Below are 26,309 nucleotides of genomic sequence, written 5' to 3'. Positions count from 1 at the left end.
CCGAGGCCGCCCCGCAGGCGGCTCAGTAGTCGAAGTCGCCGACGTTCGCGGTGGTGAGGATGAGGGGGTCGCCGAGCAGGAGCTCGCCGGTGTCCTCATTGAAGACGACGGTGCCGATGCGGCCGACCTCGTTCTCGGCGGCGATCTCGCCGCCCGTTGCCAGCGTGTACCCGGCCCAGGCTGCGAGGTAGCCGAGGTTCTCCACGTCCCACAGCACCGACGCGCTCGAGGAGCCGTCCTCCAGGTACGGCGCCATGGAGTTCGGCGTACCGACGCCCGTGGTGAAGATCTTGCCGATGTTGCCGGTCTCCTGGACGGCGCGGGCGACCCCGGGGGCCGTCGGCGTGCACATTCCGACCAGCCCGGTGAGGTCGGGGTGCGCGTTGATCAGATCCTTCGCCATGGACACGGCCTTGGTCTCATCCTCGTCCGCGTAGACCACGTCGACGATGGTCGCGTCGGGGTATTCCGCCGCGACGTACTCCTCGAGCTCAGCGATCCAGGAATTGAGGTTCGCCGCCGTCTTTCCGCACGAGACGATGGCCAGCTCGCCGGTTCCGCCCATGGGAGTCAACACCTGCTCAGCCAGCGCGTGACCGATCGCCTCGGAGGACGCCTGGTTGACGAACACCGACCGCACCGAGTCGGGCGCGTCGGTGTCGACCGTGCCGACTGCCACATCCCGCTCGCTGGCCTCCTTGAGGACCGGACCCATGGAGTCGGGGTCGTTCGGCGCGACCACGATGGCGTTCGCGCCCTGCTGCACGAGCGAGCGGACGACATCGGCCTGCGCGGCCGGGTCGGCGGCAGTGGGACCGGTGAAGTTGGAGGTGAATCCGAACTCACTCGCGGCATCCTCCGCGCCGCGCTTGAGTGCGTCGGCGAAGGGGACGCCCTGGATCTTGGGGACGATCGCGACGGTGACGTTATCGGAGGCATCGGACGAGTCGGAGGCGGTCGTGCCCGCACCACCGGCGCAGCCGGTGAGGGCGAGCGCCGAGACGACGGCGAGACCGCAGAGCGTCTTTGCACTAAAGCGAGTCATTGTGGGTTTCCTTTCGAGGCGCGGTTGCGCTGCGGGCGCAGCGAAACCTGCGGGGCATTGCCCCGCGGATCGGGTGGTGAGAGGGATAGCGCGGACGGGGCGGCAGGTCTACTCGAGGTTGGTGTGCCGTAACCGCGCCGCTTCCGGCGCTTGGTTCAGCAGCGCGCTCAACCGGGCGGCGACCACGTCGTAGAAGAAGAGCTGCACGACTTCGAACACGCTGCCCATGAGGAGGGCACTCGACGGCACCTCGAGGTCTTCGTTCATCGTCGGCCCGGGGAGCGCGATCACGGTGTCGGCGAGCGCCGCGCTGGCGCCGTCGGGGTTGGCGGTGACCAGGAGGTTGCGGGCGCCCGCGTCACGAGCGATGTTCTGCAGGGCCTGGATCGTCCCGAAGTGTCCGGGGCCGGCACTCACCACGAGGAGGTCCCCCTCCCGCACGGGAGGAGCCGTCATGTCACCGAGCACATGCGCATCGAAGCCCAGATGCATGAGGCGCATCGTGAGTGCGCGCATCATCAGGCCTTCGCGACCGACGCCGTGCAGCACGATCGTGCGCGCGCCTCGAAGCTCATCGATGAGGGCGTCATAGGTCGACTCCGGCACCTGGGCGAGGAGATCGCCGACCTCCGAAACGGCGCGGGCCGCGGTGTCTTGCGATGCAGTGCTCATGGAGTGGTCCCTCTCAGGCGTCGTCGCCTCTGATCGTCATCGATTTGCACATATGAGCATGCAGCACGCTCATATGAGTACATTAGGGGAGGGCGCAATCGAACGCAAAACGCGCGCACTAACCTGATGCAGGAGCGAGGGGGTCGGCACGTGAAGGAGCATTCACCGGAGAACACCGACCGCGCGCTGGTTGCTGCGGTCGCTCGGCGGTTCTTCCTCGAGGACGCGAGCAAGGTGGAAATCGCCCAGGAGTTCAACCTCAGTCGATTCAAGGTCGCGCGGCTTCTCGAGCTTGCCCGCGAACTCGGGGTAGTCCGAATCGAGATCGATGACGCCGGCGTGGTGATTCCCGACCTTTCCCGCCGACTCGCCGACCATCTCGGCCTCCATCACGCGACGGTGGTGGAAGCGCACGGCACACCGGACGATGTGCGGAAACAGATCGGCGGGGCGGCGGCCGATCACCTGCAGCGGACGCTGCGCACCGGTGACACGCTCGGAGTCAGCTGGGGACGCACGATCCGCGCCATGGCCGACAGCCTCCCGGCCCTCCCCAAGGTGTCCGTGGTCCAGCTCACCGGGACCGTCGGGGCAGAACTCTCCGATTCCCCCATCGAGATGGTTCGGATGGTTGCGCTGAACTCCGGGGGGTCCGCCCACTCGATCTTCACCCCGATGGTGGTCGACGATGCGAGGACCGCAGCCGCCCTTCGGGCCCAGCGCGACGTCGCGCTCGTGCTCGAACGGATGAACACGCTCGACGCGGCCGTACTCGCCCTGGGGTCCTGGTCTCCTCCCGAGTCGCAACTGCGCGAGACCGTGCCGGAGGAGATCCGCGTGGACCTCGAGCGTCGCGGTGTGGTGGCCGAGGTCGGCGGGCTTCTCATCGACGACGACGGCCGAGTGATCGCCAAGGAGTTCACTGAGCGCTGCATCGCCATCACGGAGGAACAGTTGCGGGCCACCACGCGCGTCATCCTCGTCGGCGGCGGGGCCAAGAAGGCACGCGCTGCGCGAGCGGTCACCCGGTCGGGCCTGCTGACCGAGATCGTGACGGACCGAGCCCTCGCGGAGGCGATCCTCGGCGGAGATCGTCCCTGACCTGCGCCCGCCCATCGGCGCCCCCACGTCCGCTAAGAGCCGCGATACCGGCCAGTCGTCAGCGGGCGACTGGGTGCCGGCAGGGCGGTGCCGCGATCACCGAGCGACACCCCACCTCACCTCACCTCACCTCACACGACTCGAGCACGATGTCTTACGACTACCACGGCGCCGAAGCGTTCGCTCCGCCCGCACCCGATCGGTTCCGTCGCCGCCACCGGGTCGCATCCGTCTCGGTCGGTAGGAATCCCGGAGCGCGGGCGGCGAAGTCACGCCGCGGCGACAGCCCGGTCGATCATCACGTGTGCGTTGCGACCCGTCAGCCGCGACGCGGCAGCCCCGTCGATCACCAGCGTGGCCGCCGGATGGAGCTGCAACACGGATGCCGGCGTCGCCCGGGTGACGGGCCCTTCGACCGCGGACGCGATGGCGTCCGCCTTTTGCTCGCCGAAGGCCAGCAGCACGAGCTCGCGCGCCGCCATGATCGTCGCGATGCCCTGCGTGATCGCCTGCCGCGGCACGTCGTCAGCCGACGGGAAGAACCGGGCGTTGTCGAGAACCGTCTGCTCAGCGAGGTCTACCACGCGCGTACGCGATTCGAACGGCGACCCCGGCTCATTGAAGCCGATGTGACCGTTCGCCCCGACACCGAGGATCTGCAGGTCGACGCCGCCGGCCTCGGCGAGGAGCGCCTCGTAGCGCTCGCCCGCTGTCGCGATACGCGTCGGGTCTCCGTCTGGCACGTGCGCGCGGGCCGGGTCCAGCCCGACCTTCTCCGCCACTTCGCGTGTGATGACGCTCCGATAGCTCTCCGGATGCTCCGCCGGCAACCCGACGTACTCGTCCAGCGCGAACGCGCGCACACGGTCAACGGGAGTGCCCTCGATCCGCTCCGACAGCGCCGTGTACACGGGCAAGGGCGTGGAGCCGGTCGCTACACCGAGCACGGTCGTCGGGGACCGGCGGATCAGCTCGAGGATGCGGTCGGCGACCAATGCGCCCGCCTCTAACGGGTCGGAGACCACGACCACGCGCATCAGCGGTTCGCGCCCTTCGTCGCGGCCTCGCGGGCCCCATTGCTGGCACCTATCAGGTCGGACGCCGCCCAGCCGTAGCAGTAATAGATGACATCGTCGGCCTCGCTTGCGTAACTCGCGACGGTGGCCTCGTACAGCTCCTCGGCAGGGAGGTTCCACATCTGAACACCGGAGTAGATGTAGGTGCCGGGCGCCGATGCGCGGCGCACGAGTGCGTTTTGATCGGCGACGAGATCGATCGGGAACCCGTTGGAACGGAACTGGTCGTAGCTGAGCCCATAGTCCACCTCGAAGAGCCGGGCGAACGCGCGGAAGGCGCGCTCCCGCGATGCGGGCGTCGAGGCGAGCGTATCGATGAGGCTCTGCACATCCGCGCCGCCGCCGAGGCGGTGGTAGGGAAAGTGTTTGAGCTTGGGCGAGATCGCCGTGAGCGCCGCATAGTCCTGACCGAGGATCCACGCGTACGCCGGTGGCCACATATCGAGCCACAATTCCACCCGCGGATGGCGGGCCCGCACGCCGTCGACGATCGACTGCACGAGCCGCGTCACCGACTGCTGACGGAAAGCCATCCAGCGTTTGAGCACAGGGGCGGCAAACGCTGCCACGCCATCGTCGAACCGCTCATCCCGAGCCGCGGCGACCAGGTCGCCGAGCGCGGCGCGCACCTGACTCTCGTCGAGACCTTCCGCGCTCATGAGCTCACGGCATGAGACGCAGAAGCAGCTCAGGAGGTTCATGGGATCGACCGACTCCCCGCCCCAATCGGGGAAGCGGATGCGGTCGATCAGGTAGGTGGTGTAGCCGTAGCGGTTCGTGAGCGCCTCGATCATCGCGATCCACATCGGCGCGACATCGGGACCGTTGGGGCACAACCAGCGCGGAACAGCGCGGCCGTTCAGGTCGACGACACCGTTCTCGTCGACGGCCCCCTTCCACTGACCGTTGGCGATGTTGAGCCACGGCACGATGCGGTAGCGCTCGCCGATCGCCGACGACGCGACAAGGGTGAGCGCGTCTGCGTCGGACCCTACGTCCGGGCTGCGTTCCTGCCACAAGCGGGGCGAGATCTCGGATGCCGGCACGTCGGCGTGCAGGCGACCCTGTCCGTGAACCACGTCGTGGCGCGGATTGCGCTCGAGTACCCCGGCGGGCGACGGATTGCGCTCGTAGATGTCGTTGACCTGCACGAAGACCTCGCTCAAGTCGTCGATGCGTTCGAGCCAGGACGCGATCGCCTCGGGTCCTTCGTCGACGAGATCGTGGTGGTGCACGTGGATGCCGGCCATGTCAGATGCCCTCCTCGGAAACGCTCATCCGGGCGAGAATTCGTACTTCGTCGAGTCCCGCAACCGGAACCGGCGCCTCGAGGCGCCCGCCTCGCATTATCGCGATGCTGTCGCAGATGGCCAGCAACTCCTCGATCTCGTCGCTGGTCACCAGGCACGCCGCGCCACCCTCCGCGAGGTTGTCGATGTGCCCGTAGATCTCGTTCTTCGCCCCGATGTCGACACCCGCTGTGGGCTGGTCGAAGAGCAGCACGCGCGGCGCCGTCTCGGTGGCGCGCGCCAGCAGCACCTTCTGCTGATTGCCGCCCGACAACCCGGCGACGGGAGCCGAAGGGTCATTCACAACGATGCGGAATGTGCGGATGGCGGATTCGGCTGCATGCGACACGCGGCGTGAGCGCACGAAACCGAAGCGTGAGAACCGGCGCGACAGGGCGGACAGCACGACGTTCTGCGCGACGCCCTGCTGCATGACCAGCCCGCGATGCTTGCGATCTTCGGGGACGAGCACAATGCCTGCAGCGGACGCCACGGCGGGTGTGCGCGGGACGACGGCGGCGCCGCCGACGCGCATGCGGCCGTGCGAGGGCCGGGCTCCCGCGATCGCTTCGAGCAGAGAGGAGCGGCCCGATCCCACCAGGCCTGCGATACCGACAACTTCTCCGGCGCGCACCGTCAGGCTGCTGCCCGGACGACCGACTTGGGCGAAGTCGTCGACCTCGAGCACGGGGTCGCCGGCCCGCTCGGCAGCCCGGACGGCGCGCTGGGTGCGCTCCGTGTCGCCGATTATGAAGTCAGCCAAGCTCCCGACAGTGAACTCGGAGGCGTGTCCCGCCGCCGCCACGGCACCGTTGCGCAGCACCGTCACACGATCGGAGATGTCGAGCACCTCTTTGAGGAAGTGGCTGATGTAGATCACCGCGACGCCCTCCGAGGTCAGGCGGCGGATGATCCCGAACAGGGCCTCCCGCTCTGCTGGCGCAAGGCGCGACGTTGGCTCATCCATGATGAGCACTTCGGCGCCCGCAGCGAGCGCCTTGGCGATTTCGGTGAGTTGCTGGTGGGCGACGCTGAGGCGGGACACCGGGATCCCCTGAGGGATCGACAGCCGGATGCCGTCGAGGAACTCACTCGCTTGACGGGCGAGCCGGCGGTGCCGCACGATCCCGCCTTTGCGGGGTTCGCGCCCGAGGTAGATGTTCTGGGCGGCGGTGAACTGGGGCACCAGGGAGAACTCCTGGTGGATGACGGCGATCCCCGCCGCAGCGGAGGCGCGAGGCGACGAGAGGTCGACCTGACGCCCGCCGACCGAGACGCTACCGGCGTGGTCGGGATACATGCCGGCGAGCACCTTGATGAGGGTGCTCTTGCCGGCGCCGTTGTGACCCACGAGCGCGTGGACCGAACCGCGGTCGACCTCGAAATCAACACCGTGCAGGATCTCCCGCCCGGCGAACGACTTTCTGATGTCTCGCGCGGTCAACCACACGCCCGTGGGCTCACTCATGTCGGCGTATCCGTCTCTACTCGGTTCACTCGCCCCAGGCGGCGGGGTGGTCGGCGACGTTGTCGATCGTCACGATCGGCAGCTCAAGGTACTCATTGGGCTGCGTAACCTTGTCTTCCTCGCCCTTGAGCCACTGCACGGCCGCCTCGACCGAGCGGGTGCCCTGCGGCTTGGGATCTTGGTTGACCGTGCCGAGGACGTAGCCCGCTTCGATCGCGGTGCGGACGTCGAGCGGGTAGTCGCCGAGGACGAACGCGATGTCGTCGCGGCCCTGATCCTTCGCGTACTTGGCCGCATTCGCCGCCTCGGGACCCTGCGCCACGATAGCGTCGAGCTCCCCTGCGGGGTACTTGTTGAGCCAGTCCTGGGTCACCGACAGCGCCTCCGCGGCATCCCAGTTCGAGGTGCCCTCGACGACGACCTTGATGCCGGGGTGCTGAGCCACGACCTCGTCGAAGCCCTGCTTGCGCAGCAGCTGGGCCGACGTGCCGAGCGAGCCCATCATGTAGGCGACGTTCGCCTCTTCGCCGAGTTCCTGCAGGACCAGGTTCGCCTGCTGACGGCCGAATTCCACGTCGTCTGCACCGATGAAGGTGACCGTGTCGACGCTATCGTCGACACGGTTGTTCACGGCGAAAACGGGGATACCGGCTTTCACGGCCTGCGTCGCCACAGCGGCGATCGCCTTTGCGTCGGACGCGGTGATGAGGATGGCGTCGACGCCCTGTGTGATGAGTTGCTGCACGGCCGACACCTCGGTGCCGACGTCTCCGTTGCCGTTGACGAGCTTGAGCTCAACGCCCAGCTCCTCGGCCATTTCCTGCTGTCCCGCGATGAAGTTCGAGTAGAACGGGACGGAAGTGTTCCAGATCATCGAGCCGATGACCAATGAGTCGTCCTCCGACGAAGTGTCGGTCGAGTCGGTCTCGGCGGCGCAGCCGGTGAATGCGAGTGCGACCAGTGCCGCGGTGGCGGCGGCGATGCCGGCGCGCGAGCGAATGCGTACCATTGCGGTTTCCTTTCGGGTGGGTGTGGTGGAGCAGATCTGGTGTTAAGCGCTGGCTCGGCGGCGCCGCTGGACAGTGTCCAGCCCGACGGCGATGATGATCACGGCGCCAGTGATAGCCGGCTGCCAGTAGGGCGACGTGCCAAACTGGTTAAGGCCGTTGGAAATGGTGCCCAGCAGCAGGGTGCCGACCACGACAGGGCCGACCGAACCGCTGCCGCCGGTGAGCGGCACACCCGCGATGGCGACCGCGGCGATCGCCGACAGTGGCCAACTCGCGGCGGCCGACGGCTGGCCGACCGCGGTCTGGCCGAGAAGGATAAGTCCGCCCACGGCGGCGAGCAGTGCGCCGATGGTGTAGACGAGGATTGTCGTGCGGGTTACGGGGAGACCGGCCAGGCGGCTCGCCTCCTTCGACCCGCCCACTGCGTAGATGTGGTGTCCGAAGGTCGTGAACTTCAGCAGCGCCCACACGAGCAGCGCGACGACGAGGAAGACGAGAGCCGCGACGGGTACGGGACCGATCCGGCCGAGGCCGAGGAACGTCAGCTCGGGCGGGACGCCGTAGACCGGGCTGGCGTTGGTCGCCACGAACAGCAGTCCGGTGAGCAGCGACTGCATCCCGAGCGTGACGACGAACGGGTTGATACCTAGCGTGGCCACGAGCCAGCCGTTTGCCAGGCCGATGACCGCGCCCAGCGCCAGGGCTGCGAGCACCCCGACGAAGATGCCGGAGGATGCCATGACCGCTGCTGCAAGCACGGACGTCGCGGCGCCGGCCGCGCCGACGGACAGGTCGAACCCGCCGAGCATGATCATCAGCAGCATGCCGCACGCTACGACGCCGATGATCGACTGCTGCTCGACGATATTGATGAGGTTCGCCGGCGTACGGAACGTCGGCGACGCAATGGCCAGAACGATCACGAGGACGAAGAACACGACGAGCAGGGCGTGCTGAGACACCCACGAGAGGACGCGGTTCACCGGCGGTCTCCTTCAGAGATCAGCGGCGTCAGCGACGCAGGAGCGTCGAGACGACGAAGGTGCTGGATCGCGGCGGAGATCGCGCCGCGGACGGTCGAGTTTGGGCCGATAGCCGACGCCGTGAGCCGCGGCGGCGTCAGCACGTGGTTGCTGACGAGGGCGTGGACCTCGTCGAAGAATGGCGCGAGGGCTCGACCGACGCTGCCGTCGAGTATGACGACCTCCGGGTCGGTCACCGACACCGTGTTGATAACGGCGAGTGCAAGCGCCTCGACGACGGCGTCGATCAGGCGGCGAGCATGCTGCTGACCGGCGAGCGCCCCCTCGATCACGCTTTTCGCCGTGGGCGTCTCGCCGAGCTCGGCGAGGGCGGCCTTGTCTTCAGCGACGAGCTGGGCCGCCCGCCGCGCGATGGCGCCACCGCTGAGAACATCTTCAAGCCCACCGACCTGCGAAGTGCGAACGTCTTCGAGCATGGCGGTGTTCGGGAGCATGACCCCAATCTCACCCGCAGCGTTGTGACGGCCACGGATGAGGTTGCCATTGCTGACGATCGCCGAGCCGAGCCCGGTGCCGATGGACAGCAGGAGGAAGTCCCGCAGGCCGACCGCTTGGCCGACCTCGCCCTCGGCGATAGCGGCGAGGTTCACGTCGTTGTCGACGACGAACGGAACGCCGAAGGCCTCGATACCGCCCTTCAGGTCGAATCCGTCCCAGCCGACGTTGGGACCCCGAGTGGCGAGATTCGTGTCGGGATCGATCACGGCGGGGATGCCGACGGCGAGCGAACCGACCGCGATGTTGCGCTCCGACGCCTTCTCCGCGAGCGTGCTCCACATCCACTTGAGCGCGGCGAACGCGCCTCCGGCGTCGGCGACGGTGACGATCTGCTCGTCTAGTACGACGCCGCTGATGCTGCTGAGGGCGCCGTGACACTTCGTGCCACCCAGGTCGATTCCGACGACGGCAATGCGGTCCAGCACGAGCTTCAGAACCGTCGACGGCCGCCCGGGGCCGGCCGTGGTGGTGGCGGGCTCTTCCGCTACGAGGCCACGGTCGAGCAGGCGAGCGACGATGCGGCTGATCGTGGCGAGCGACAGCTGGAGCGACTCGGCGAGCTCGGCACGGGTCGCACTGAGTTGCCCGCGCAGGTAGTCGACAACGAGGAACTCGTTGATCTCGCCGAGGGCGTCATGCCGCATGTAATTTATTCCTTTCAGAGTGGAATAAATGCATGATAGCAGGACGCGAGGGGTACGTCGTCCAGCATCCGGAATCATCCCCCATCCGCGATGAACAAGGAGACGACCGACTAGTGGGGGAGCTCGTCGTACAGGGCAGTCAGCCGCTGGACGAATGGATACGCTCGACGCGGCCGTACTCGCCTCGGGGCCACTGAGGAGCAGTTGGGCGCCAGGCGCTCCCCCGTCAGGTCAGAGCCGCGATACCGGCCAGGATTCAGTCGTCGGCGGGCGACTCGATGTCGGAAGAGGGATGCCGCGGACGCCACAGCACCACGTCGGTGGCCCGCCGCACGCGCACACCGTGACGCAGCGGCACGACCGCGCCCGTCGAACCGGCGGCGAACACGCGCGCGCCGGGGCGCGTCTGCCGCTCGAGCAGAAGTTGCCGCTCGAGGTCGGAGACGCGGCGGTGCAGGTCGTGCACCTGCTGCTCGAGGGTGAGCAGGCGCGCGATGGCGGGGAGGCTCATGCCCTCGCCCGAGAGGCGGGCGACCTCGCGCAACTGCTGCACGTGCCGCGTCGAGTACCGCCGCGACCCGCCCTGCGTGCGGGCGGGAACGACGAGCCCGATGCGATCGTACTGCCGCAGCGTCTGCGGGTGCATGTTCGACAGTTCGGCGGCCACGGCGATCGCGAAGATCGGCGTGTCCTCGTCGATCTCTTTCTCAGCCATTCGTCGTCACCGCTCCGCGCGTCAGCCGCGAGCTTTGGCCATGAGGTCGGCCCGCGGGTTCTCCCGGGGCTCGAGTTCGGAGAATCGCTCCAGCGCCTCACGGGCAGCGTCGTCGAGGTGCGACGGCACCACCACCTGAACCTCCGCGAGGAGGTCACCGGTGCCCTTGGTCGTGTGGACCCCGCGACCCTTGACGCGGAGCACCCGCCCCGACGGCGTGCCGGGGGCCACGCGCAGCTTCACCGGGTCTCCGCCCAGCGTGGGCACCTCGATGGTCGCGCCCAGCGCGGCCTCGGTGAAGGTCACCGGAACCGTCACCCTCAGGTTCAGTCCCTCGCGGGTGAACACCGGATGCGGCCGCACAGCGACCTGCACGACGATGTCGCCGGCCTCGCCGCCGTCGGGAGACGGCCGGCCACGACCGCGGAGGCGGATCTTCTGTCCGTCGGAGACCCCCGCGGGGATCTTCACCTTGAACGGCTTGCCGTCCTCGCCCTGCAGCGAGATGGTCTCGCCCTTGGTCGCGGTGACGAAGTCGATCGTGGTGCGTGCCGTCACGTCGGCGCCGCGCTGCGGGCCGCCGAAGCCCCGGAAGCCTCCACTGGTCTGCCCGAACCGCCCGGAGCCGAAGCTCCCGCCGCCCTGGTCGAACATCGTGAAGAAGTCGTCGAATCCGGCGTCGCTCGCGCGGGAGCGGGTTCCGCGCCCCTGCCCGAACGCGCTGAAGACGTCCTCGAAGCCGCCGGTGTTGCCACCCGCCGCTGTGAAGCGGGCACCTGACCCCATCGCCCGGATCTGGTCGTACTCGGCGCGCTGTTCGGGATCGTTCAGCACGGCGTACGCCTCGCTGATGTCCTTGAACGTCGCCTCCGCCTTCGCATCCCCCGGGTTGGAATCCGGGTGATACTTCCGGGCAAGCTTGCGGTAGGTCTTCTTCAGGTCGGCTGCGCTGACGTCCTTATCGACGCCGAGGACCTTGTAGAAGTCCTTGTCGAACCAATCCTGACTCGCCATGCCTTCTCCTACTCGGCCGGGACGGCGACGACGACCTTCGCGGGTCGCAACTCCACGGAGCCCAGGCGGTAGCCGAGTTCGACCACCTCGAGGATCGTCGGCACGGTCGTACCCGGGGTGGGCGCCTGGAAGATGGCCTCGTGCTGCTGCGGGTCGAACGGCTCGCCGGCCTCCCCGTAGGAGACCACGCCCAGGCGCTCGGCCACCGCACGGACCTTCTCGCCGATCGCCCCGAACGGCGTCCCGGCTTCGATGTCACCGTGCTTCGCGGCGCGGTCGAGGTCATCCAGCACGGGGACCAGGCCCTTGGCGGCCTCGCCCTTGGCGCGCTCGATCTCCCGCTCGCGCTGGTCCTCGGTGCGACGGCGATAGTTCGCGTACTCCGCCTGAAGCCGCTTGAGGTCGCTGAGGAGGGTCGACTCGAGATCGTCGATGGACGAACCTTGGCCGGCGTCGATCCGCTGGCCCTCGGCCGCGGCCTCGGCGGTCTGCTGAGCACCGAGGATGTCGTCGATGGTGAGGTCGTCCTGCCCCTCCGCCTCGCCCGACGGCGCGGGGCCGGATGCCGCATCGGGCTGTGCACCCGAGGCATCCGACCCCGTCGTCTCGTCAGGAGCGGCGCCCGAGCCCTGAGCCTCGTTCGGTTCGGGGAACGTTGCGTCGTCCTTGTCTGCCATGACTCCTGCTTACCTTCCGGTTCCTGAGCCCGTCGAAGGGTCTTCGTCGTCGACCACTTCGGCGTCGATCACGTCTTCCTCGGGGTTGGGCGTGGTGCCGTCTCCCGGGGTGCCGGCCGGCGCCTCGTCCGACGCCGTCGGCTGCTGCTGCTGCGACGAGGCGTAGATGGCCTCGCCGATCGCGCTCTGGCTCTGGCTGAGCTTGTCGAACGCCGTCTTCACGGCGTCGTCATCCTCGCCGGCGAGCGCCGACTTGAGGGCGTCGACGTCGGCCTGCACCGACGTCTTGACCTCGGCGGGCAGCTTGTCGTCGTTGTCCTTGAGGAGCTTGTCCACCGAGTACGACAGGGTCTCGGCCTGGTTGCGGGTCTCGGCGGACTCGCGACGCTTCTTGTCCTCGGCAGCGTGCTCCTCGGCCTCGCGCACCATCCGCTCGATGTCGTCCTTGGCCAGCGACGAGCCGCCGGTGATCGTCATCGACTGCTCCTTGCCGGTGCCCTTGTCCTTCGCCGAGACATGGACGATGCCGTTCGCGTCGATGTCGAAGGTGACCTCGACCTGCGGGATGCCGCGGGGGGCCGGGGCGATGCCGGTCAGCTCGAACGTGCCGAGCGGCTTGTTGTCGCGGGTGAACTCGCGCTCGCCCTGGAAGACCTGGATCGCGACCGACGGCTGGTTGTCGTCGGCGGTGGTGAAGGTCTCGCTCCGCTTGGTCGGGATGGCGGTGTTGCGCTCGATGAGCTTCGTCATGATGCCGCCCTTGGTCTCGATACCGAGGCTCAGGGGGGTGACGTCGATGAGGAGGACGTCCTTGCGCTCGCCCTTCAGGACGCCGGCCTGGAGCGCGGCGCCAACGGCGACGACCTCATCCGGGTTGACGCCCTTGTTGGCCTCCTTGCCGGCCTCGCGCTTGACGAGTTCGGCGACGGCGGGCATACGCGTCGAGCCGCCCACGAGGACGACGTGCGCGATGTCTTCGACCTTGACGCCGGCCTCGCGGATGACGTCTTCGAACGGCTTCTTCGTGCGGTCGAGCAGGTCCTTCGTGAGGTCCTCGAACTTCGCGCGCGTGATGGTTTCGCTCAGCGACACCGGACCGGATTCGGTCAGCGACAGGTACGGCAAGTTGACGCTGGTGGACGTGGAGCTGGACAGCTCCTTCTTCGCCTGCTCAGCGGCCTCCTTGAGGCGCTGCAGCGCGATCTTGTCGCCGGAGACGTCGACACCGGTGGTGTCCTTGAACTGCTTGATGAAGTACTCGACGAGGCGCTGGTCCCAGTCGTCACCACCGAGGCGGTTGTCACCGGCGGTGGAGCGCACCTGGATCGTGGAGAAGTCGTCGTCCTTGCCCACCTCGAGCAGCGACACGTCGAACGTTCCGCCACCGAGGTCGAAGACGAGGATGAGCTCGTCCTCCTTGCCCTTGTCCAGGCCGTACGCGAGTGCGGCGGCGGTGGGCTCGTTGATGATGCGGAGGACGTTCAGGCCGGCGATCTCGCCGGCTTCCTTGGTGGCCTGGCGCTCGGCGTCGTTGAAGTACGCCGGCACCGTGATGACGGCGTCGGTGACCGCGTCACCCAGGTACTCCTCGGCGTCGCGCTTGAGCTTCTGGAGGATGCGCGCGGAGATCTCCTGCGGCGTCCACTTCTTGCCGTCGACGTCGAACGTCCACGTGGTGCCCATGTGGCGCTTGACGCTGGAGACGGTGCGGTCGACGTTCGTGACGGCCTGGCGCTTGGCCGTCTCACCGACGAGGACCTCGCCGTCCTTCGTGAATGCGACGACCGAGGGGGTCGTGCGGAAACCCTCGGCGTTCGCGATGACCTTCGGCTCGCCGCCTTCGAGGACGCTCACGACCGAGTTGGTCGTACCGAGGTCGATTCCCACTGCACGGGGCATATGTGTTCTCTCCTTCGTATGAACCGCCGGATGCGGCGGCTCGTGGTGGTGAAATCTTGGTGCGACTCCTCGACGATTCGGAGTGACTCCGGGGGTCGTCGATGGGTTGAGCCGCGATGACTCAAGGTTACCGGGCACCGCCAAGGCATGTCAAATGAACTTGATATGAATCGGCTCAACTTCGTCGCCTGCGTCAGCGACATTCGACCTGAGGCAACGCTGAGGAACGACTGACCGGAGGGTATCGGCGACCTGAGGTGCTGCCGTCATGGTGGGAAGAGCGGGAGACCGACCTCTCGCACCCGGAATCTCGCCCCAGCATCGGAGAACCCCTATGAAGAATTACCTGGACGCCCTCAAGCGTCGCAAAGAGGAGACCGGCGAGTCCGGCTTCTCGCTCATCGAGCTCATCGTCGTCGTCGTGATCCTCGGCATCCTCGCCGCGATCGCGGTGCCCGTGTTCATGGGCCTGCAGGGTCAGGCCCGCCAGAGCTCTCTTGAAACGATCACGGCCAACGGGGCTTCTCAGACTGCGGCGGACCTCGCGCAGTCCGGGGCAACGCCGGCGGCCGTACAAACCGCTCTCACAGCCCTCGCGGCCGACAGTGTGGACGAACTTCCGGGTCTCACACTTACTGTGGCTCCTCCGACAGGCGAGACACTCGGGGTAGACAACTTCTGTGTCACGGGCGCGGCCACCGACCTAGATACGGCCACTTCCGGTCCGGGCTGCTAGCCCAGAGCCCACCCCGGCCGGGCCGACGCCCCAGACGTCGGCCCGGCCGTTCCTCATCCCCCTCCCCCGAAGGACGCAGCGCATGCGCGGCGAACCCCGTGTTCCCGACCTCGACGACGGCATCGGCCTCGTCGAGGTCGTGATCGCGATGCTGCTGTTCGCCGTGATCGCCATGGCGATCCTGCCGCTGGCCCTCCAGGCGACGAAGCTGAGCGCGGGCAACCGCGACGCCGTCGCCGCCGATGCCTTCGCCTCCGGCCAACTCGCCGGCGTCCGGGCGCGTTTCCCCGATGAGTCCGCGAACTCGTGCGCCGAGGTGCGGGGCACCGCCCGCACCGCTGTCCCCGACCCCGCCGCCTCCGGCCTGGTCGCGGACATCTCGGCGGCCGCGTGCCCGGCGGCCTACCCCGCCGCCCTCACCGTCACCGCCGTCGTGCGCGACCCCGACGCATCCGACGCGACCGCGGCCGTGGTCACGATGGCGACCAAGATCGTGGTGACCGCGCCGTGACCGCCCCCTCGGAGCCGCTCGACGCCCACGCGGGCCTCACCCTCGTCGAGCTGCTCATCACCGTCTTCGTGAGCGCCGTACTGCTCGGGGTGGTGGCGACGATCTTCGTGACCACTCTGCAGGCCAACGCCGCCACGCGGGATCGCGACCTCGCCACGGGCCGGGTCCAGGCGATCAGCACCTCGCTCACCACGAGCGTGCGCAACGCCTCCGCGGTCTCGGTGACGGCGACCGCGGGCGGCGGCACGGTCGTCCGTGCGCGCGTGGCCACCGGCGCCTCGGGCTGGGAATGCCGGGCCTGGGCTGTCGTCGATCTCCAGACCTGGGATGCGGCCGGCCGCCGCGCCGGTGCGGACGGGCGGTTCGAGGTGCGCACGCGCACCTATCCGGGCCTCGGCGCCACGGCGGCCGTCCCCGCCCCTGCCGCGACATGGGGCGTGTTGGCCGACCATGCCCGGCCCGCCACCAACGCCGCGGGGTCGCCTCAGCCGTACTTCACCGTCGACGGGAGCCGCCTGTCGTGGAATCTCACGATCGCCGCCGCCGAGCAGCCGCAGCTGAACGAGCGGAGCCTCGCCTCGGTGGCCGGCTCCGCCGTCGCGCGGGCGCACCAGAACGGAGCGCCGATCCGATGCTGGTGAGCCGCCCCGCCCGTCAGGCTCCGGTGGACGATGACCGCGGCGCCGCCCTCATCTCGGTGATCGTGATCGCCCTGGTGCTGGGACTTCTCACCGTCACCCTCTCGGCCGCCGTCGTCAACACCACCCGCAGCGCGGCCGGCGTCCGCGGAAGTCTCCAGGCCCAGGCCGCCGCCGACGCGGGGATGGCCGCGGCCGTCGCCGCCGCCAAGACCGGCGACGTGTGCGCCACCGCCGTTCCCGCCGGGTCCCTTCCCGGGAACGGCGGTGGGGCGAACTACACCGCGACCGTCGTGTGCAACGGCGCCCGCACGACGGCGACCCTGACCGCGACGGGCACGGCGGCCGGAGCATCCGCCACCGTCCGCACCGTGTACTCCCTCGTCGCCGAGACAGCCGAGGTGGTCGACCCGTCCCTCACGCCGGTGGGGCTGGTGCTGTACGAGGGCTCGACCATGGGGCAGGTTACGCTCCTCGCTCACGGCAGCAACGAACCCCAGCTCGTGTCGGTGAAGGGCCCCTTCGGCTGCCGCCTCGGTATCCCCGGCAACCTCATCGTCGGCGGCGATGTGACCTCCTCCGACGGCTGCAACGTCACCGGCGACATCTACGCCGGAGGAACGGTGACCTTCAACGGCGGCGCCACCACGGTGGCCGGCGACATCACCGCCGCCGGTACGGGGACCTCCCGCATCAACAGCAGCATCGGAGGCGCGGCCGGCTCTCCCCTGTCGACCGTGCGCGTCGGCGGTGCGCTCGACCTGCTGTGGAGCGGGGCACGTATGCACGCCGACGTGATCGCCCGCGGAGCCGTCACGGTCAACAACCGTGTCGTGGAGGGGAAGCTGACCCTCCCGACCGGTCAGACACCCTCCATCAACGGCGGACGCGTCGAGGGCGGCGTCATCCAGAGCGGCGCGATACCCGCCGTTCCGCCGCCGACGCTGCCCGGCTGGTTCGATTACGCGTACAAATCCTCGGACTGGCCGGGCGCCGCCGTCATCACCCTGCGGAACGTCTCCGACATGAGCACCACGTCGTGCCGGTACTTCAACGAGAACAACGGCACGTTCGCCAACCAGGGCTGGAAAGACCTCGCCAACTACACCGGCACCGTCGTCGTCGACGCGCGCGCGTGCGCCCAGCTGACCTCCAACGCCGGCGGCAACCCGTCACCGGTGCTCAAGGCCTCGCACGTCGTGCTCCTGGCGAAGAAGTACAACACCACCGGTCTGACGATGAAGTCGGCCGCCGGGGCCCAGCCTCGGGTCTGGTTCATCACCGAAGACACCGTGGACGACGACAAACCCAGTTGCCCGGCCGGTGCGACGGCGACGAACTTCGACACGAACGGCGCCAACCTCGACGGCGTGCGCTCGCTCATCTACACGCCCTGCCGGCTGTCGGTGTCGGGCGGCGGCGTGCTGCTCGGCTCGCTCTACACGAACGGCTTCAACTCCGGCGGCCAGATCACGATCAAGGGGGAGCTCATGAGCCTTCCGGGCATGCCGGCACCGGACGGCGGCTACGGCGGCACCCCGGTCGTCGTGGAGACGGGCGACTACACCCTCGGCGCCGTCGTGTCGCGCCGGGATGTGGGGACACCGTGACCTCCGCGCCCCTCCTCGTCTTCGTCGCCGTGGTCGCGGGCGTCTTCGGTCTCGTGATCGGGTCGTTCCTCAACGTCGTGGCGTACCGCGTGCCCGCCGGCGTCTCGCTGCTGCGCGAGAGCCGCTGCCCGGCCTGCGACGCGCCGGTGCGGTGGTGGCAGAACGTGCCGCTGCTGTCGTGGCTCGCGCTGCGCGGGCGCTGCGCCTCGTGCGCCACCGCCATCCCCGTGCGCTACCCGCTGGTCGAGCTCGCGACCGGCGTCGTCTTCGCCGGGGTGGCCGTGTGGTGGGCGGTGTCGACCGGTCTGACCGGCGGGACGCCGCCGACGCCGAACGCCGGTGCGGATGTGCTGGGCGTGCTGGCCGGGGCGCAGCCCTTCGCCGGGCCGGTCACCGCCCAGCTGGGCGTGCTCGCGGCGTACCTCTGGTTCGCCGCCGCCGGGATCGTCCTCACCGCCATCGACCTCGACACTCGTCGCCTCCCCCACGCGATCACCTCCACGACGCTCGTGGTCTGCGCCGGCTTCCTCGCCGTCGCGTGCGTGCTCGGCGCGGACGGCTGGGCATTCGCCCGCGCCGTGATCGGCGCCGGCGCGCTCTATACGTTCTACGGGATCCTGCGCCTCGTGCGCCCTGACGGCATGGGCGGGGGCGATGTCCGGCTGGCCGCGGTGGTGGGGCTCATGCTGGCGTGGCTCGGCTGGTGGCCGCTGCTGATCGGGGCCTTCGCCGCGTTCGTGCTCGGCGGCGTGTTCGGCATCGCCCTGCTGCTCGGGCGTCGGGCCGGCCGGCGCTCGGCCATCCCCTTCGGCCCGTGGATCGTCGCCGGCGCGTGGGTGGGCCTGTTCGCCGGCGACGTGCTCGGGCAGTCGTACGCATCCCTGTACCCGGCGCTGTGAGGGAGGCGAGCTGATGGCGAAGACCCAGGTGGCGGTGGAGATCACCGAGACGAGCGTGCGCGCTGTGGAGGTGACCGTTGGGCGTGCGCCCCTGCTGGTGGCCGCCGGGGAGGTGGCGCTCCCGCCCGGAGCGGCGAAGGACTCGGAGATCCTCGACCGTGACGCCGTCGCCGTCGCGCTGCAGCGCCTCTGGGCCGACGCCGGAATCTCCACCCGTGACGTCGTGCTGGGCGTGGGGAACCGCCGCATCCTCGTCCGAGAGCACTCCACGCAGCTGACCAACCCGATGCAGATCCGCCAGTCGCTGCCCTTCGAGGTACAGGACCGGCTGCCCGTGCCCGTCGATCAGGCCGTGCTCGACTTCGTGCCCACGAGGCAGGACGAGCGAGGAGTGCACGGGCTGCTCGTGGCGGCCGTCGCCGAGCACATGGAGGAACTCGTCGGGGCCCTCGTCCAGGCGAAACTGCGGGCGACGTCGATCGACCTCGTCGCCTTCGGCTACTCCCGGGCGCTGGCCGCCCTCGCCCCGCCCGGGCGGACCGGCCTGTTCCTCGGCATCGGGGAGCACACGACCCACATCGTGATCGCGACCGACGGCATCCCCCGCTTCGTCCGCGTGGTGCCGATCGACATCGTCGCTCCCGTAGTGGATGCTCCGCCCCCGGGAGGCGCCGTGCACGCACCGACCACCGCCGGCGAGGGCATCACGGTGGTCTCACGGGCCACGCTCCGACGTGAACGCGCCGGCGTCGCGGAGCCGCCGGCCCCCGCCGTCGCGCCGGAGCCCGCAGGCCACGTGGCGCTGCATCCCGACGTGCAGGCGGCGCTGATCGACCTCGTCGGCCGACTGAAGGGCACGGTGAGCTTCTACCGCGACCGTCCAGAGTCGGTGCCGATCGACAGCACCTGGGTCGCGGGCGCCCACGCCGCCCACCCGCGCCTCCTCGAGGCTGTGGCACGGGTCATGGGAACCCCGGTCACGCCGGTGACCGCCACAGACCTCGTCGGCCCCGCCGGATCGTTCGCGCTCCCGGCCGCGGCCGGGGCACGGCTGGCCGGCACCGCGTCGCTTCTGCTGGGAGGACTTCGATGAGCCTGCTCACGTCGCGCGCGCCCGTGCTCCCCCTGGGCGCTCTGCCGCGGGTCGATCTACTCCCTCCCTCCGAGATGCGCCGTCGCGACATGCTGTCCCGGGCTCGCACGTGGGTGTACATCGGCATCGCCGCCCTCGCCGTCGCCGCCCTCGCCGTGGGGGGCGCGTTCGCGTACAACATGGCGGCATCTCTGCGCCTGGCCGCCGAGCAGGCGCGCACGCAGCACATCCTCGGCGGCATCGCGGAGCTGTCGGAGGTCAGCCGGGCGCTGTCCACCCGCGGTGCTCTGGAGTCGATGCGCACGGAGTCGATGGCCGGCGATCTCGCCTGGGAACCGGTGATCGACCTCATCGCCGATCACCTTCCGGCGGGGGTCGTCATCACCGAGTACGCGCTGGACGCGGGGCCCGTGCCGGCGGCGGGCTCCGACCCGGCCACGGCCACCGGCGTCTCGGGAACCGTCACGTTCACCAGCCCCGCGGCGGTCGACTTCGTCGCGGCCACGCGGGACCTGCGTTCGGCGACGGGGATGCGTGCGGCCGACCTGGCCGGACTGACGTCGGCGGAGGGCGTCTTCACCTATACGGTGCGGGTCGACCTCGACCAGGCGGCCTACACGGGGGCCTTCGCCCCGGAGTCGGAGTGACGGTGAACAAGCAACTGGTCAACCTCATCGGTGCGCTCGCGTCCCTGGGGATCCTGGGGCTCGGCATCGCCGTGTTCGCCCTGCCCCTGTTCTCCGCAGCCGGAGCGACCGCCGCATCCGCCGACGACGTCGCCCGGCAGAACGCCACTCAGCAGCTCGTGCTCGACACCCTCACCGCCCAGTCCGCCGACATGACGGAGCTGGATGACGCGGTCTCCGAGCTGCGCGCCGAGATCCCCGAAGCCGCGCACCTCGACGACATCCTGCTCCTGGCGGTGCAGGCGGCCGGGAACAACGGCGGCGCCGTGACGTCGCTGACCCCTGCCACCGCCGAGGCGTTCACCCCGCGCATCACCCCGGTCGAGGAAGGCGCAAGTCCTCCTGCGGCAAGCGGCACGGACACCACGGCGGAGCCGAGCGCAGCTCCGGAGGAATCCACGGACGAATCGGCGACCGGAGGAGACGCGGCGGACGGTGCGGCTCCGGCTCCCGATTCCCCGCAGCAGATCGCCGTGACGGTGGTCGTCGAGGCTCCGGATGTCTCCGCCGCCACGCGCATCGTCGACGCCCTGCGTGACGGCCCGCGGCTGGTCGCCGTGACGCAGGCGTCCGTGACCACGCCGACCGAGGGCGGCGTCACGCTGACGGTGACGCTCCTCGCCTTCTACCGGCCCTGACCCCCCGGCAGAGGGCAGGACGCTACTGCTGTCCGAGCTGGTCGTACATCGTGAACATCGGCATGTAGAGCGCCACCACCATGCCACCGATGAGGATGCCGAGCACCGTCATCATGATCGGCTCCATCATGCTCGTCAGCTGCTCGGATGCGGCATTGACCTCGGTCTCGTAGAAGTCGGCGATGCTCTCGAGCATGTCGGGAAGCGACCCCGATTCCTCCCCCACCGAGACCATCTGCGCGACCAGGGGCGGGAAGACGGCCGCTTTGGCCAGCGGGACCGAGAACGACCGACCCAGGCGCACCGAGTCGCGCACGCCCTGCAGCGCGTCTTCCACCGCCTTGTTGTTCGCGGCGCGGCCGACGAGCTCGAGCGCCTGCATGAGCGGGACACCCGCCTTCAGCATCATCGACAGGTTCCGCGCGAACCGTGCCACGGCGATTTTGGTCACGAGGGACCCGAAGATCGGCATCCGGAGGCGGAACGGGTCGACCACGCCACGGAAGCGGTCGGTGTTCTTGACCCGTTGGTACCAGAGGCTCCCGCCGACGACGAGCACGGCGAGCAGCGGGAGGATCCAGGCCATGTTGGCCGACAGCGTCACGAGGATCTGCGTCGGAAGGGGCAGCTCGCCGCCCATGCTGGCGAACATCGCCTCGAAGATCGGCACCACGAACGTGATCATCGCGATCACGCCGACGATGGCGATCACCAGCACGATGATCGGGTACGTCATCGCCGATTTGATCTTCTGCTGCAGATCGACGTCGGCCCGGTAGGCCCGCGCGATGGCGTCGAGCGACTCCGCGAGGAATCCGCCGGTCTCGCCCACGCTGACCAGGCTCACCATGAGCGGCGGGAAGACACGGGGATGCTCGGCCAGGGCGGCCGAGAACGACCGGCCCGACTCGATGTCGACCTGCACGGCTCCCAGCGCCGAGGCGAGCTTCTTGTTCTCGGTCTGGTCGGCGATGATCGCGAGCGCCCGCATGAGGGGGAGCCCGGCGTGGATGAGGCCGGCGAACTGCTTCGCGAACACCGCGAGGTCTTTCGTGGCGACGCGCTTGTCCAACCCGGGAATGGAGATGTCGCGATTGAGCCCGGACTTCGACATGGGCACGATGCTCAGCGGCGAGAGACCCTGGGCGCGGAGCTTCGCCACCACGGCGTTCTCGCTGGCGGCCTCGACGGTGCCCTTGGCCTCCGCCCCCGCCAGGGTGACAGCCCGCCACTGATATTCCTCGAGCGGCATATCAGAGGGCCCAGTCGCCGGACGACGCGACGGGGGCGGCGGGCGGCTGGGCCGCACCCGCCGCGAGCCAGGCCTCCGCATCCAGATCCCGCGGCCGCACGCGCACATCGTCGAGGGTGTGCGCGTCGGTGAGGTAATGCCGTGCGGTGGACGCGGCCAGCTCGCCGTCAGCGACCAACCGCTTCAGCGACTGGTCGAGGGTGTGCATCCCGTGGGCGTCGCCAGCCTGCATGGCGTTGTACAGCTGGGCGATCTGGTTCTCGCGGATGAGGTTGGCGACAGCCGGGGTCGAGACGAGAACCTCCGTGGCGATCACCCGGCCGCCGCCCTGCGCCTTCGGCAGCAGCGTCTGGCTGATCACGCCCTGCAGGGTGTCGCCGAGCTGGCTGCGCACCTGATTCTGCTGGTGGGCGGGGAAGGCGTCCACGATGCGGTTGATGCTCTTCGCCGCGCCCTGGGTATGCAGGGTCGAGAGCACCAGGTGGCCGGTCTCGGCCGCGGTCAGCGCGGTGGAGATCGACTCGGGGTCGCGGAGCTCCCCGATGAGGATGACATCGGGGTCCTGCCGCAGCACCCGGCGGAGCGCCTCCGCGAACGACCGGGTGTCGGAGCCCACCTCGCGCTGGTGGATAAGCGATCGGCGGCTGCTGTGCACGAACTCGATGGGGTCTTCCACCGTCACCACGTGCGCGGGGAGCGTCGTGTTGATGATGTCGATCATCGCGGTGAGGGTGGTCGACTTGCCCGAACCGGTCGGGCCGGTCACCAGCACCAGTCCGCGGGGGCGAAGCGCGAGATCACGGGCGATGTCCGGTGCGCCCAGCTCGTCGAGGGTGAACGCACGCGAGGCGATGAGGCGGAAGGCCGCGGCGACCTGACCGAGCTGCCGATAGACGTTCACGCGGAACCGCCCTACGCCGGGCACCTGGTACGACAGGTCGACCTCGCCCGATGCCCGGTAGTCCTCGCGGTGGGTGGGACCCATGGTGTCCAGGAGCTCGTCCAGCAGCACCGCGGAGGGGATGGTGTGGGGGAATCCGGCGACCGGCATCAGGTCGCCGTCCAGCCGCTGCAGCGCCGGGGCGTCGGCGGAGAAGTGGATGTCGGATGCCCCGGCATCCGCCGCCGAGCGGAGGATGGCGTCGAGCAGCTGACCGGTCGCGTCTTCCGGCGGCACGCCGAAGCCGGCCCCCGCCGCGGCGAGCACGCCGCCCGCCGGCAGCTCCGCCGCCTCCGCGGCCGCCCGCATCCGCATCTCAGACCGTGACACGCAGCACCTCCTCGATCGTGGTGAGTCCTTCGAGCACCTTCGCCCAGCCGTCGGCGCGCAGCGTCGTCATGCCCTGGGCGAGGGCGAGTTCGCGCAGCTCGCTGCCGGTGGCGTTGCGCACGACGAGCGCCTCGAGTTCGTCGGTCATCGCCATGACCTCGTGCACCCCCACCCGTCCGCGATACCCGGTGCCCGAGCACGCCGGGCACCCGCCGGCGCGGTAGAGCACCGGGGGGTCGCTGGGGTCATGCGGCACCCCCAGGCGGACGAGCACGTCGGCGTCCTCGCGGTAGGGCTGCCGGCAGGTCGGGCACAGCTGTCGCGCCAGGCGCTGCGCGACGACGGCCGACAGCGCCGTGGCCACGAGGTACGGCTCGGCCCCGATCTCCGTCAGGCGCGAGATCGCTCCGGGCGCATCGTTGGTGTGCAGGGTGGAGAGCACGAGGTGGCCGGTCAGCGCCGCCTCGATCGAGATGATGGCGGTCTCCGTGTCGCGGATCTCGCCGACGAGGACGATATCGGGATCGGCGCGGAGGATGCTCCGCAGCGCCGACTGGAACGTCAGCCCGGCCTTCGCGTTCACCTGCACCTGGTTGATGCCGGCCATGCGGTACTCGACCGGATCTTCCACGGTGATGACGTTGACGGTGGCGTTCGCCACCTCCCGCAGAGCCGTGTACAGGGTGGTGGACTTCCCCGATCCGGTGGGCCCGGTCACCAGCACCATCCCGTGGGGGCGCGTGATGGCCCCGCGGAAACGCCCGAGATTGGCCCGTCCCATCCGCAGATCGCCCAGGGACAGGCTCACGCCGGTGTTGTCGAGGATGCGGAGGACGAGCTTCTCCCCCCACACCGTCGGCAGGGTGGCCACCCGCAGGTCGATCTTGCGCCCGTTGTGCGTCACCGACAGGCGTCCGTCCTGCGGCCGACGACGCTCGGCGATGTCGATGGACGCCATGATCTTCAGGCGCGAGATGACGCCGTCCTGGATGTTGCGGTCGGCCCGCTGCATCTCGTGCAGTACGCCGTCGATGCGGTAGCGCACCGTGAGGTGGGCCTCGCCGGGCTCGACGTGGATGTCGCTGGCCCGGTCGTCGATCGCCTGGGTGATGAGCAGATTGACGAAGCGCACGATGGGGGCGTCGCTGTCCTGCCCCTCGATGCTCTCGGCGGCCGCCGCCTGCGTCGCGGCGCTCTCCTGCAGGGTCGCGGAGAGATCGGACAGCTCTTCATCCGATCTCACGTATCGCTGAAACGCCATCTGCAGGGCATCGGCGGCGATGACCACCGGCTCCACGTGCAGGTCGGTGAGGGTGGCGACGTCATCCAGCGCGATGATGTCGGTCGGGTCGACCATCCCCAGGACGATGCGGTCGCCCCGGCGCTCGAGCGGGAGCACCTGGTACTTGCGGCAGAGGCTCCCGGGCACGAGCCCCACCACGGCCGGATCGAGCTGCGAGGTTCCGATGTCGACGAAGCGATGGCCCGTGTGCCGCGCGATCGCCTCGCTGAGCTGCGCCGGAGTCACGATGCCGCGGGCGACGAGCTGGCGCAGGAACTCATCGGTCTCGCCGAGTTCGCTCAGCAGGCCGCTGAGGTGGGCTGCCCGGGTGGCGCCGGTCAGCACGAGGGTCTGCGCGATACCCCGCATGTCCGATCACCCCCGTCGACGTGCTCAGAGCTGGGGCCGCTCCCACGTCTTCCGCGTGATGCGAAGACGGCACAACGCTACGTCCCGCCATCCGCGTCTGCGCTGCCGGAGGGCGGATGCTGAGCTGATGCTGTCCGTCCTGAGCAAAAACTGAGCAACGAATCAGTGCGAAAGCTATGAGGATTCTGAGAAGGATGGGAATTATGAGAAAGTGCTCATAAAGAGTGCCCCGCTCTCCCAGACGTCGTCCCACCCCAGCGCCGCCGAAAGACACGACCCCGATGCGCCCGATCGCAGCCCACCCGCTCCACGACCCCTACGCGCGGTCGGCCGTCGTCATCGACCCCGACGCCGCGCACGCCGAGCGACTGGCCGCATCGCTCCGGCAGCAGGGCTTCACGGTGCACACGGCGCGTGACGGCTTCACGGGGCTGGAAGCCGCGCGACGCTACCGTCCCGACCTGACGACGGTCGATGTCAACCTGCCCGGCATCGACGGTTTCGAGACCGTTCGTCGCCTGCGCGCGTTCTCGGACGGCTTCGTCCTGATGATCACCGCAGACGACACCGAGTCGGCGGTGGTCGAGGGCTTTCGCGCCGGCGCCGACGACTACATCGTCAAGCCGTACGGCCCTCACGCTCTCCGTGCCCGCATCGACGCCCTCCTCCGCCGATCGCGGTCGTTCGCGAGCGCCGCCCGCCCCGAGGACGAATCCTCCTGGCTCGAGCAGGGCCCGTTGCGGCTGCATCCCGGTTCGCGACGCGTCGAAGTCGACGGTGCCGAGTGCGAGCTGACCCGCTCCGAATTCGAGCTCCTGTTCACGCTCATGCGCGCGAAGGACCAGGTGTTCAGCAAGGCCTCTCTCGCACTCATGCTGCGCGAGGCCAACGGCCTGCTCGGTCAGCACATCACCACGCACGACCGCCACGCGGTCGAGGTGCACATCATGAACCTGCGACGCAAGCTCGGCGACGACCCGCGTACCCCGCAGTGGATCGAGACGGTGCGCGGCTTCGGCTACCGCCTCGCGCCCGCTTCGGCGGCAGCGCCCGTGATGCTGCGCGCCACCGCCGGCTGACCACAACGGCGGGCGCAACCGGATAATCTGAGCAGGCGGCAGCGGCGCCGCCGCCTCCCTCCGGGTCGGCAACCGGACGTTCACCGAAGGGGCCC

Annotated in this window: 25 protein-coding genes; 10 read left to right on the top strand and 15 right to left on the bottom strand. The window is 69.3% G+C overall.

Annotation, left to right across the window (positions count from 1 at the left end):
- Positions 1-22: 22 nt before the first annotated feature.
- Positions 23-1,045: an autoinducer 2 ABC transporter substrate-binding protein gene (locus AC2DFQ_RS12680; protein WP_484507709.1), complete on the bottom strand. Its 1,023-nt coding sequence runs from the start codon at positions 1,043-1,045 to the stop codon at positions 23-25.
- A 108-nt stretch (positions 1,046-1,153) separates the two neighbouring features.
- Positions 1,154-1,717: a phosphoheptose isomerase family protein gene (locus AC2DFQ_RS12675; protein WP_484507708.1), complete on the bottom strand. Its 564-nt coding sequence runs from the start codon at positions 1,715-1,717 to the stop codon at positions 1,154-1,156.
- A gap of 150 nt (positions 1,718-1,867) precedes the next feature.
- Here AC2DFQ_RS12675 and AC2DFQ_RS12670 point away from each other — a divergent pair, with 150 nt between their 5' ends.
- Positions 1,868-2,818, top strand: a complete 951-nt coding sequence (locus tag AC2DFQ_RS12670; protein WP_484507707.1) for a sugar-binding transcriptional regulator — start codon at positions 1,868-1,870, stop codon at positions 2,816-2,818.
- 269 nt (positions 2,819-3,087) lie between these two features.
- On the opposite strand, the gene AC2DFQ_RS12665 is transcribed toward AC2DFQ_RS12670, so the two are convergent.
- The 10 genes from AC2DFQ_RS12665 to dnaK all read right to left on the bottom strand — a co-directional run bounded on the left by AC2DFQ_RS12665 (position 3,088) and on the right by dnaK (position 14,151).
- The gene (locus AC2DFQ_RS12665) at positions 3,088-3,858 is read right to left on the bottom strand and encodes a glucosamine-6-phosphate deaminase (RefSeq protein WP_484534348.1); all 771 of its coding nucleotides are present in this window, start codon (positions 3,856-3,858) and stop codon (positions 3,088-3,090) included.
- Complete coding sequence (locus AC2DFQ_RS12660; RefSeq protein ID WP_484534142.1) at positions 3,855-5,144, bottom strand: hypothetical protein; 1,290 nt, start codon at positions 5,142-5,144, stop codon at positions 3,855-3,857. The genes AC2DFQ_RS12665 and AC2DFQ_RS12660 overlap by 4 nt, the downstream gene beginning before the upstream one ends.
- Position 5,145: 1 nt before the next feature.
- A complete protein-coding gene (locus AC2DFQ_RS12655) occupies positions 5,146-6,651 on the bottom strand; it encodes a sugar ABC transporter ATP-binding protein (protein WP_484534141.1) in 1,506 nt (501 codons plus the stop codon).
- A 25-nt stretch (positions 6,652-6,676) separates the two neighbouring features.
- The gene (locus AC2DFQ_RS12650; protein WP_484534140.1) at positions 6,677-7,660 is read right to left on the bottom strand and encodes a sugar ABC transporter substrate-binding protein; all 984 of its coding nucleotides are present in this window, start codon (positions 7,658-7,660) and stop codon (positions 6,677-6,679) included.
- Between the two features lie 42 nt (positions 7,661-7,702).
- Complete coding sequence (locus AC2DFQ_RS12645; protein ID WP_484534139.1) at positions 7,703-8,644, bottom strand: ABC transporter permease; 942 nt, start codon at positions 8,642-8,644, stop codon at positions 7,703-7,705.
- The gene (locus AC2DFQ_RS12640; protein ID WP_484534138.1) at positions 8,641-9,846 is read right to left on the bottom strand and encodes an ROK family transcriptional regulator; all 1,206 of its coding nucleotides are present in this window, start codon (positions 9,844-9,846) and stop codon (positions 8,641-8,643) included. Before AC2DFQ_RS12640 ends, AC2DFQ_RS12645 begins: the two co-directional genes overlap by 4 nt.
- Before the next feature lie 256 nt (positions 9,847-10,102).
- Complete coding sequence (locus AC2DFQ_RS12635) at positions 10,103-10,561, bottom strand: heat shock protein transcriptional repressor HspR (protein ID WP_484534137.1); 459 nt, start codon at positions 10,559-10,561, stop codon at positions 10,103-10,105.
- A gap of 21 nt (positions 10,562-10,582) precedes the next feature.
- Entirely contained in the window at positions 10,583-11,575 is a 993-nt protein-coding gene (locus tag AC2DFQ_RS12630; RefSeq protein WP_484507705.1) for a DnaJ C-terminal domain-containing protein, read from the bottom strand.
- Positions 11,576-11,583: 8 nt separating this feature from the next.
- Positions 11,584-12,252 (bottom strand): nucleotide exchange factor GrpE, encoded by a 669-nt coding sequence (locus AC2DFQ_RS12625; protein WP_484534136.1) that lies wholly within the window; start codon positions 12,250-12,252, stop codon positions 11,584-11,586.
- A gap of 9 nt (positions 12,253-12,261) precedes the next feature.
- Positions 12,262-14,151, bottom strand: a complete 1,890-nt coding sequence (gene dnaK / locus AC2DFQ_RS12620; protein ID WP_484534135.1) for a molecular chaperone DnaK — start codon at positions 14,149-14,151, stop codon at positions 12,262-12,264.
- A gap of 334 nt (positions 14,152-14,485) precedes the next feature.
- Here dnaK and AC2DFQ_RS12615 point away from each other — a divergent pair, with 334 nt between their 5' ends.
- From AC2DFQ_RS12615 to AC2DFQ_RS12580, 8 genes are all read left to right on the top strand, one after another.
- Positions 14,486-14,887, top strand: a complete 402-nt coding sequence (locus AC2DFQ_RS12615; RefSeq protein WP_484534134.1) for a type II secretion system protein — start codon at positions 14,486-14,488, stop codon at positions 14,885-14,887.
- Between the two features lie 82 nt (positions 14,888-14,969).
- Positions 14,970-15,398 carry a type IV pilus modification PilV family protein gene (locus tag AC2DFQ_RS12610; RefSeq protein ID WP_484534133.1) on the top strand — a complete coding sequence of 143 codons (429 nt, stop codon included), beginning with the start codon at positions 14,970-14,972 and terminating at the stop codon, positions 15,396-15,398.
- Positions 15,395-16,039, top strand: a complete 645-nt coding sequence (locus tag AC2DFQ_RS12605) for a PilW family protein (protein ID WP_484534132.1) — start codon at positions 15,395-15,397, stop codon at positions 16,037-16,039. The genes AC2DFQ_RS12610 and AC2DFQ_RS12605 overlap by 4 nt, the downstream gene beginning before the upstream one ends.
- Complete coding sequence (locus AC2DFQ_RS12600) at positions 16,036-17,646, top strand: hypothetical protein (protein WP_484507699.1); 1,611 nt, start codon at positions 16,036-16,038, stop codon at positions 17,644-17,646. Before AC2DFQ_RS12605 ends, AC2DFQ_RS12600 begins: the two co-directional genes overlap by 4 nt.
- Positions 17,643-18,545 carry a prepilin peptidase gene (locus tag AC2DFQ_RS12595; protein WP_484534131.1) on the top strand — a complete coding sequence of 301 codons (903 nt, stop codon included), beginning with the start codon at positions 17,643-17,645 and terminating at the stop codon, positions 18,543-18,545. Before AC2DFQ_RS12600 ends, AC2DFQ_RS12595 begins: the two co-directional genes overlap by 4 nt.
- Before the next feature lie 13 nt (positions 18,546-18,558).
- Entirely contained in the window at positions 18,559-19,638 is a 1,080-nt protein-coding gene (gene pilM / locus AC2DFQ_RS12590) for a type IV pilus biogenesis protein PilM (RefSeq protein ID WP_484534130.1), read from the top strand.
- Positions 19,635-20,285 (top strand): hypothetical protein, encoded by a 651-nt coding sequence (locus AC2DFQ_RS12585; RefSeq protein ID WP_484534129.1) that lies wholly within the window; start codon positions 19,635-19,637, stop codon positions 20,283-20,285. The genes pilM and AC2DFQ_RS12585 overlap by 4 nt, the downstream gene beginning before the upstream one ends.
- 2 nt (positions 20,286-20,287) lie before the next feature.
- Positions 20,288-20,962 carry a hypothetical protein gene (locus AC2DFQ_RS12580; protein WP_484534128.1) on the top strand — a complete coding sequence of 225 codons (675 nt, stop codon included), beginning with the start codon at positions 20,288-20,290 and terminating at the stop codon, positions 20,960-20,962.
- Between the two features lie 22 nt (positions 20,963-20,984).
- Here AC2DFQ_RS12580 and AC2DFQ_RS12575 read toward each other — a convergent pair whose 3' ends face one another.
- From AC2DFQ_RS12575 to AC2DFQ_RS12565, 3 genes are read right to left on the bottom strand one after another with little or no spacing between them, the layout of a single operon-like run.
- Complete coding sequence (locus AC2DFQ_RS12575; protein ID WP_484534127.1) at positions 20,985-22,214, bottom strand: type II secretion system F family protein; 1,230 nt, start codon at positions 22,212-22,214, stop codon at positions 20,985-20,987.
- Between the two features lies 1 nt (position 22,215).
- Positions 22,216-23,484 carry a type IV pilus twitching motility protein PilT gene (locus AC2DFQ_RS12570; protein ID WP_484534126.1) on the bottom strand — a complete coding sequence of 423 codons (1,269 nt, stop codon included), beginning with the start codon at positions 23,482-23,484 and terminating at the stop codon, positions 22,216-22,218.
- Positions 23,471-25,135 (bottom strand): GspE/PulE family protein, encoded by a 1,665-nt coding sequence (locus AC2DFQ_RS12565; RefSeq protein ID WP_484534125.1) that lies wholly within the window; start codon positions 25,133-25,135, stop codon positions 23,471-23,473. The genes AC2DFQ_RS12570 and AC2DFQ_RS12565 overlap by 14 nt, the downstream gene beginning before the upstream one ends.
- Positions 25,136-25,416: 281 nt before the next feature.
- Between AC2DFQ_RS12565 and AC2DFQ_RS12560 the strand changes: the two genes are divergently transcribed.
- Positions 25,417-26,214: a response regulator transcription factor gene (locus tag AC2DFQ_RS12560; protein WP_484507691.1), complete on the top strand. Its 798-nt coding sequence runs from the start codon at positions 25,417-25,419 to the stop codon at positions 26,212-26,214.
- Positions 26,215-26,309 lie beyond the last annotated feature (95 nt).

This window comes from Microbacterium sp. Z11_20 (assembly GCF_057197605.1).
Note: the sequence above shows the minus strand (reverse complement) of the source record. Positions and strands in the feature narration are given on the sequence as shown.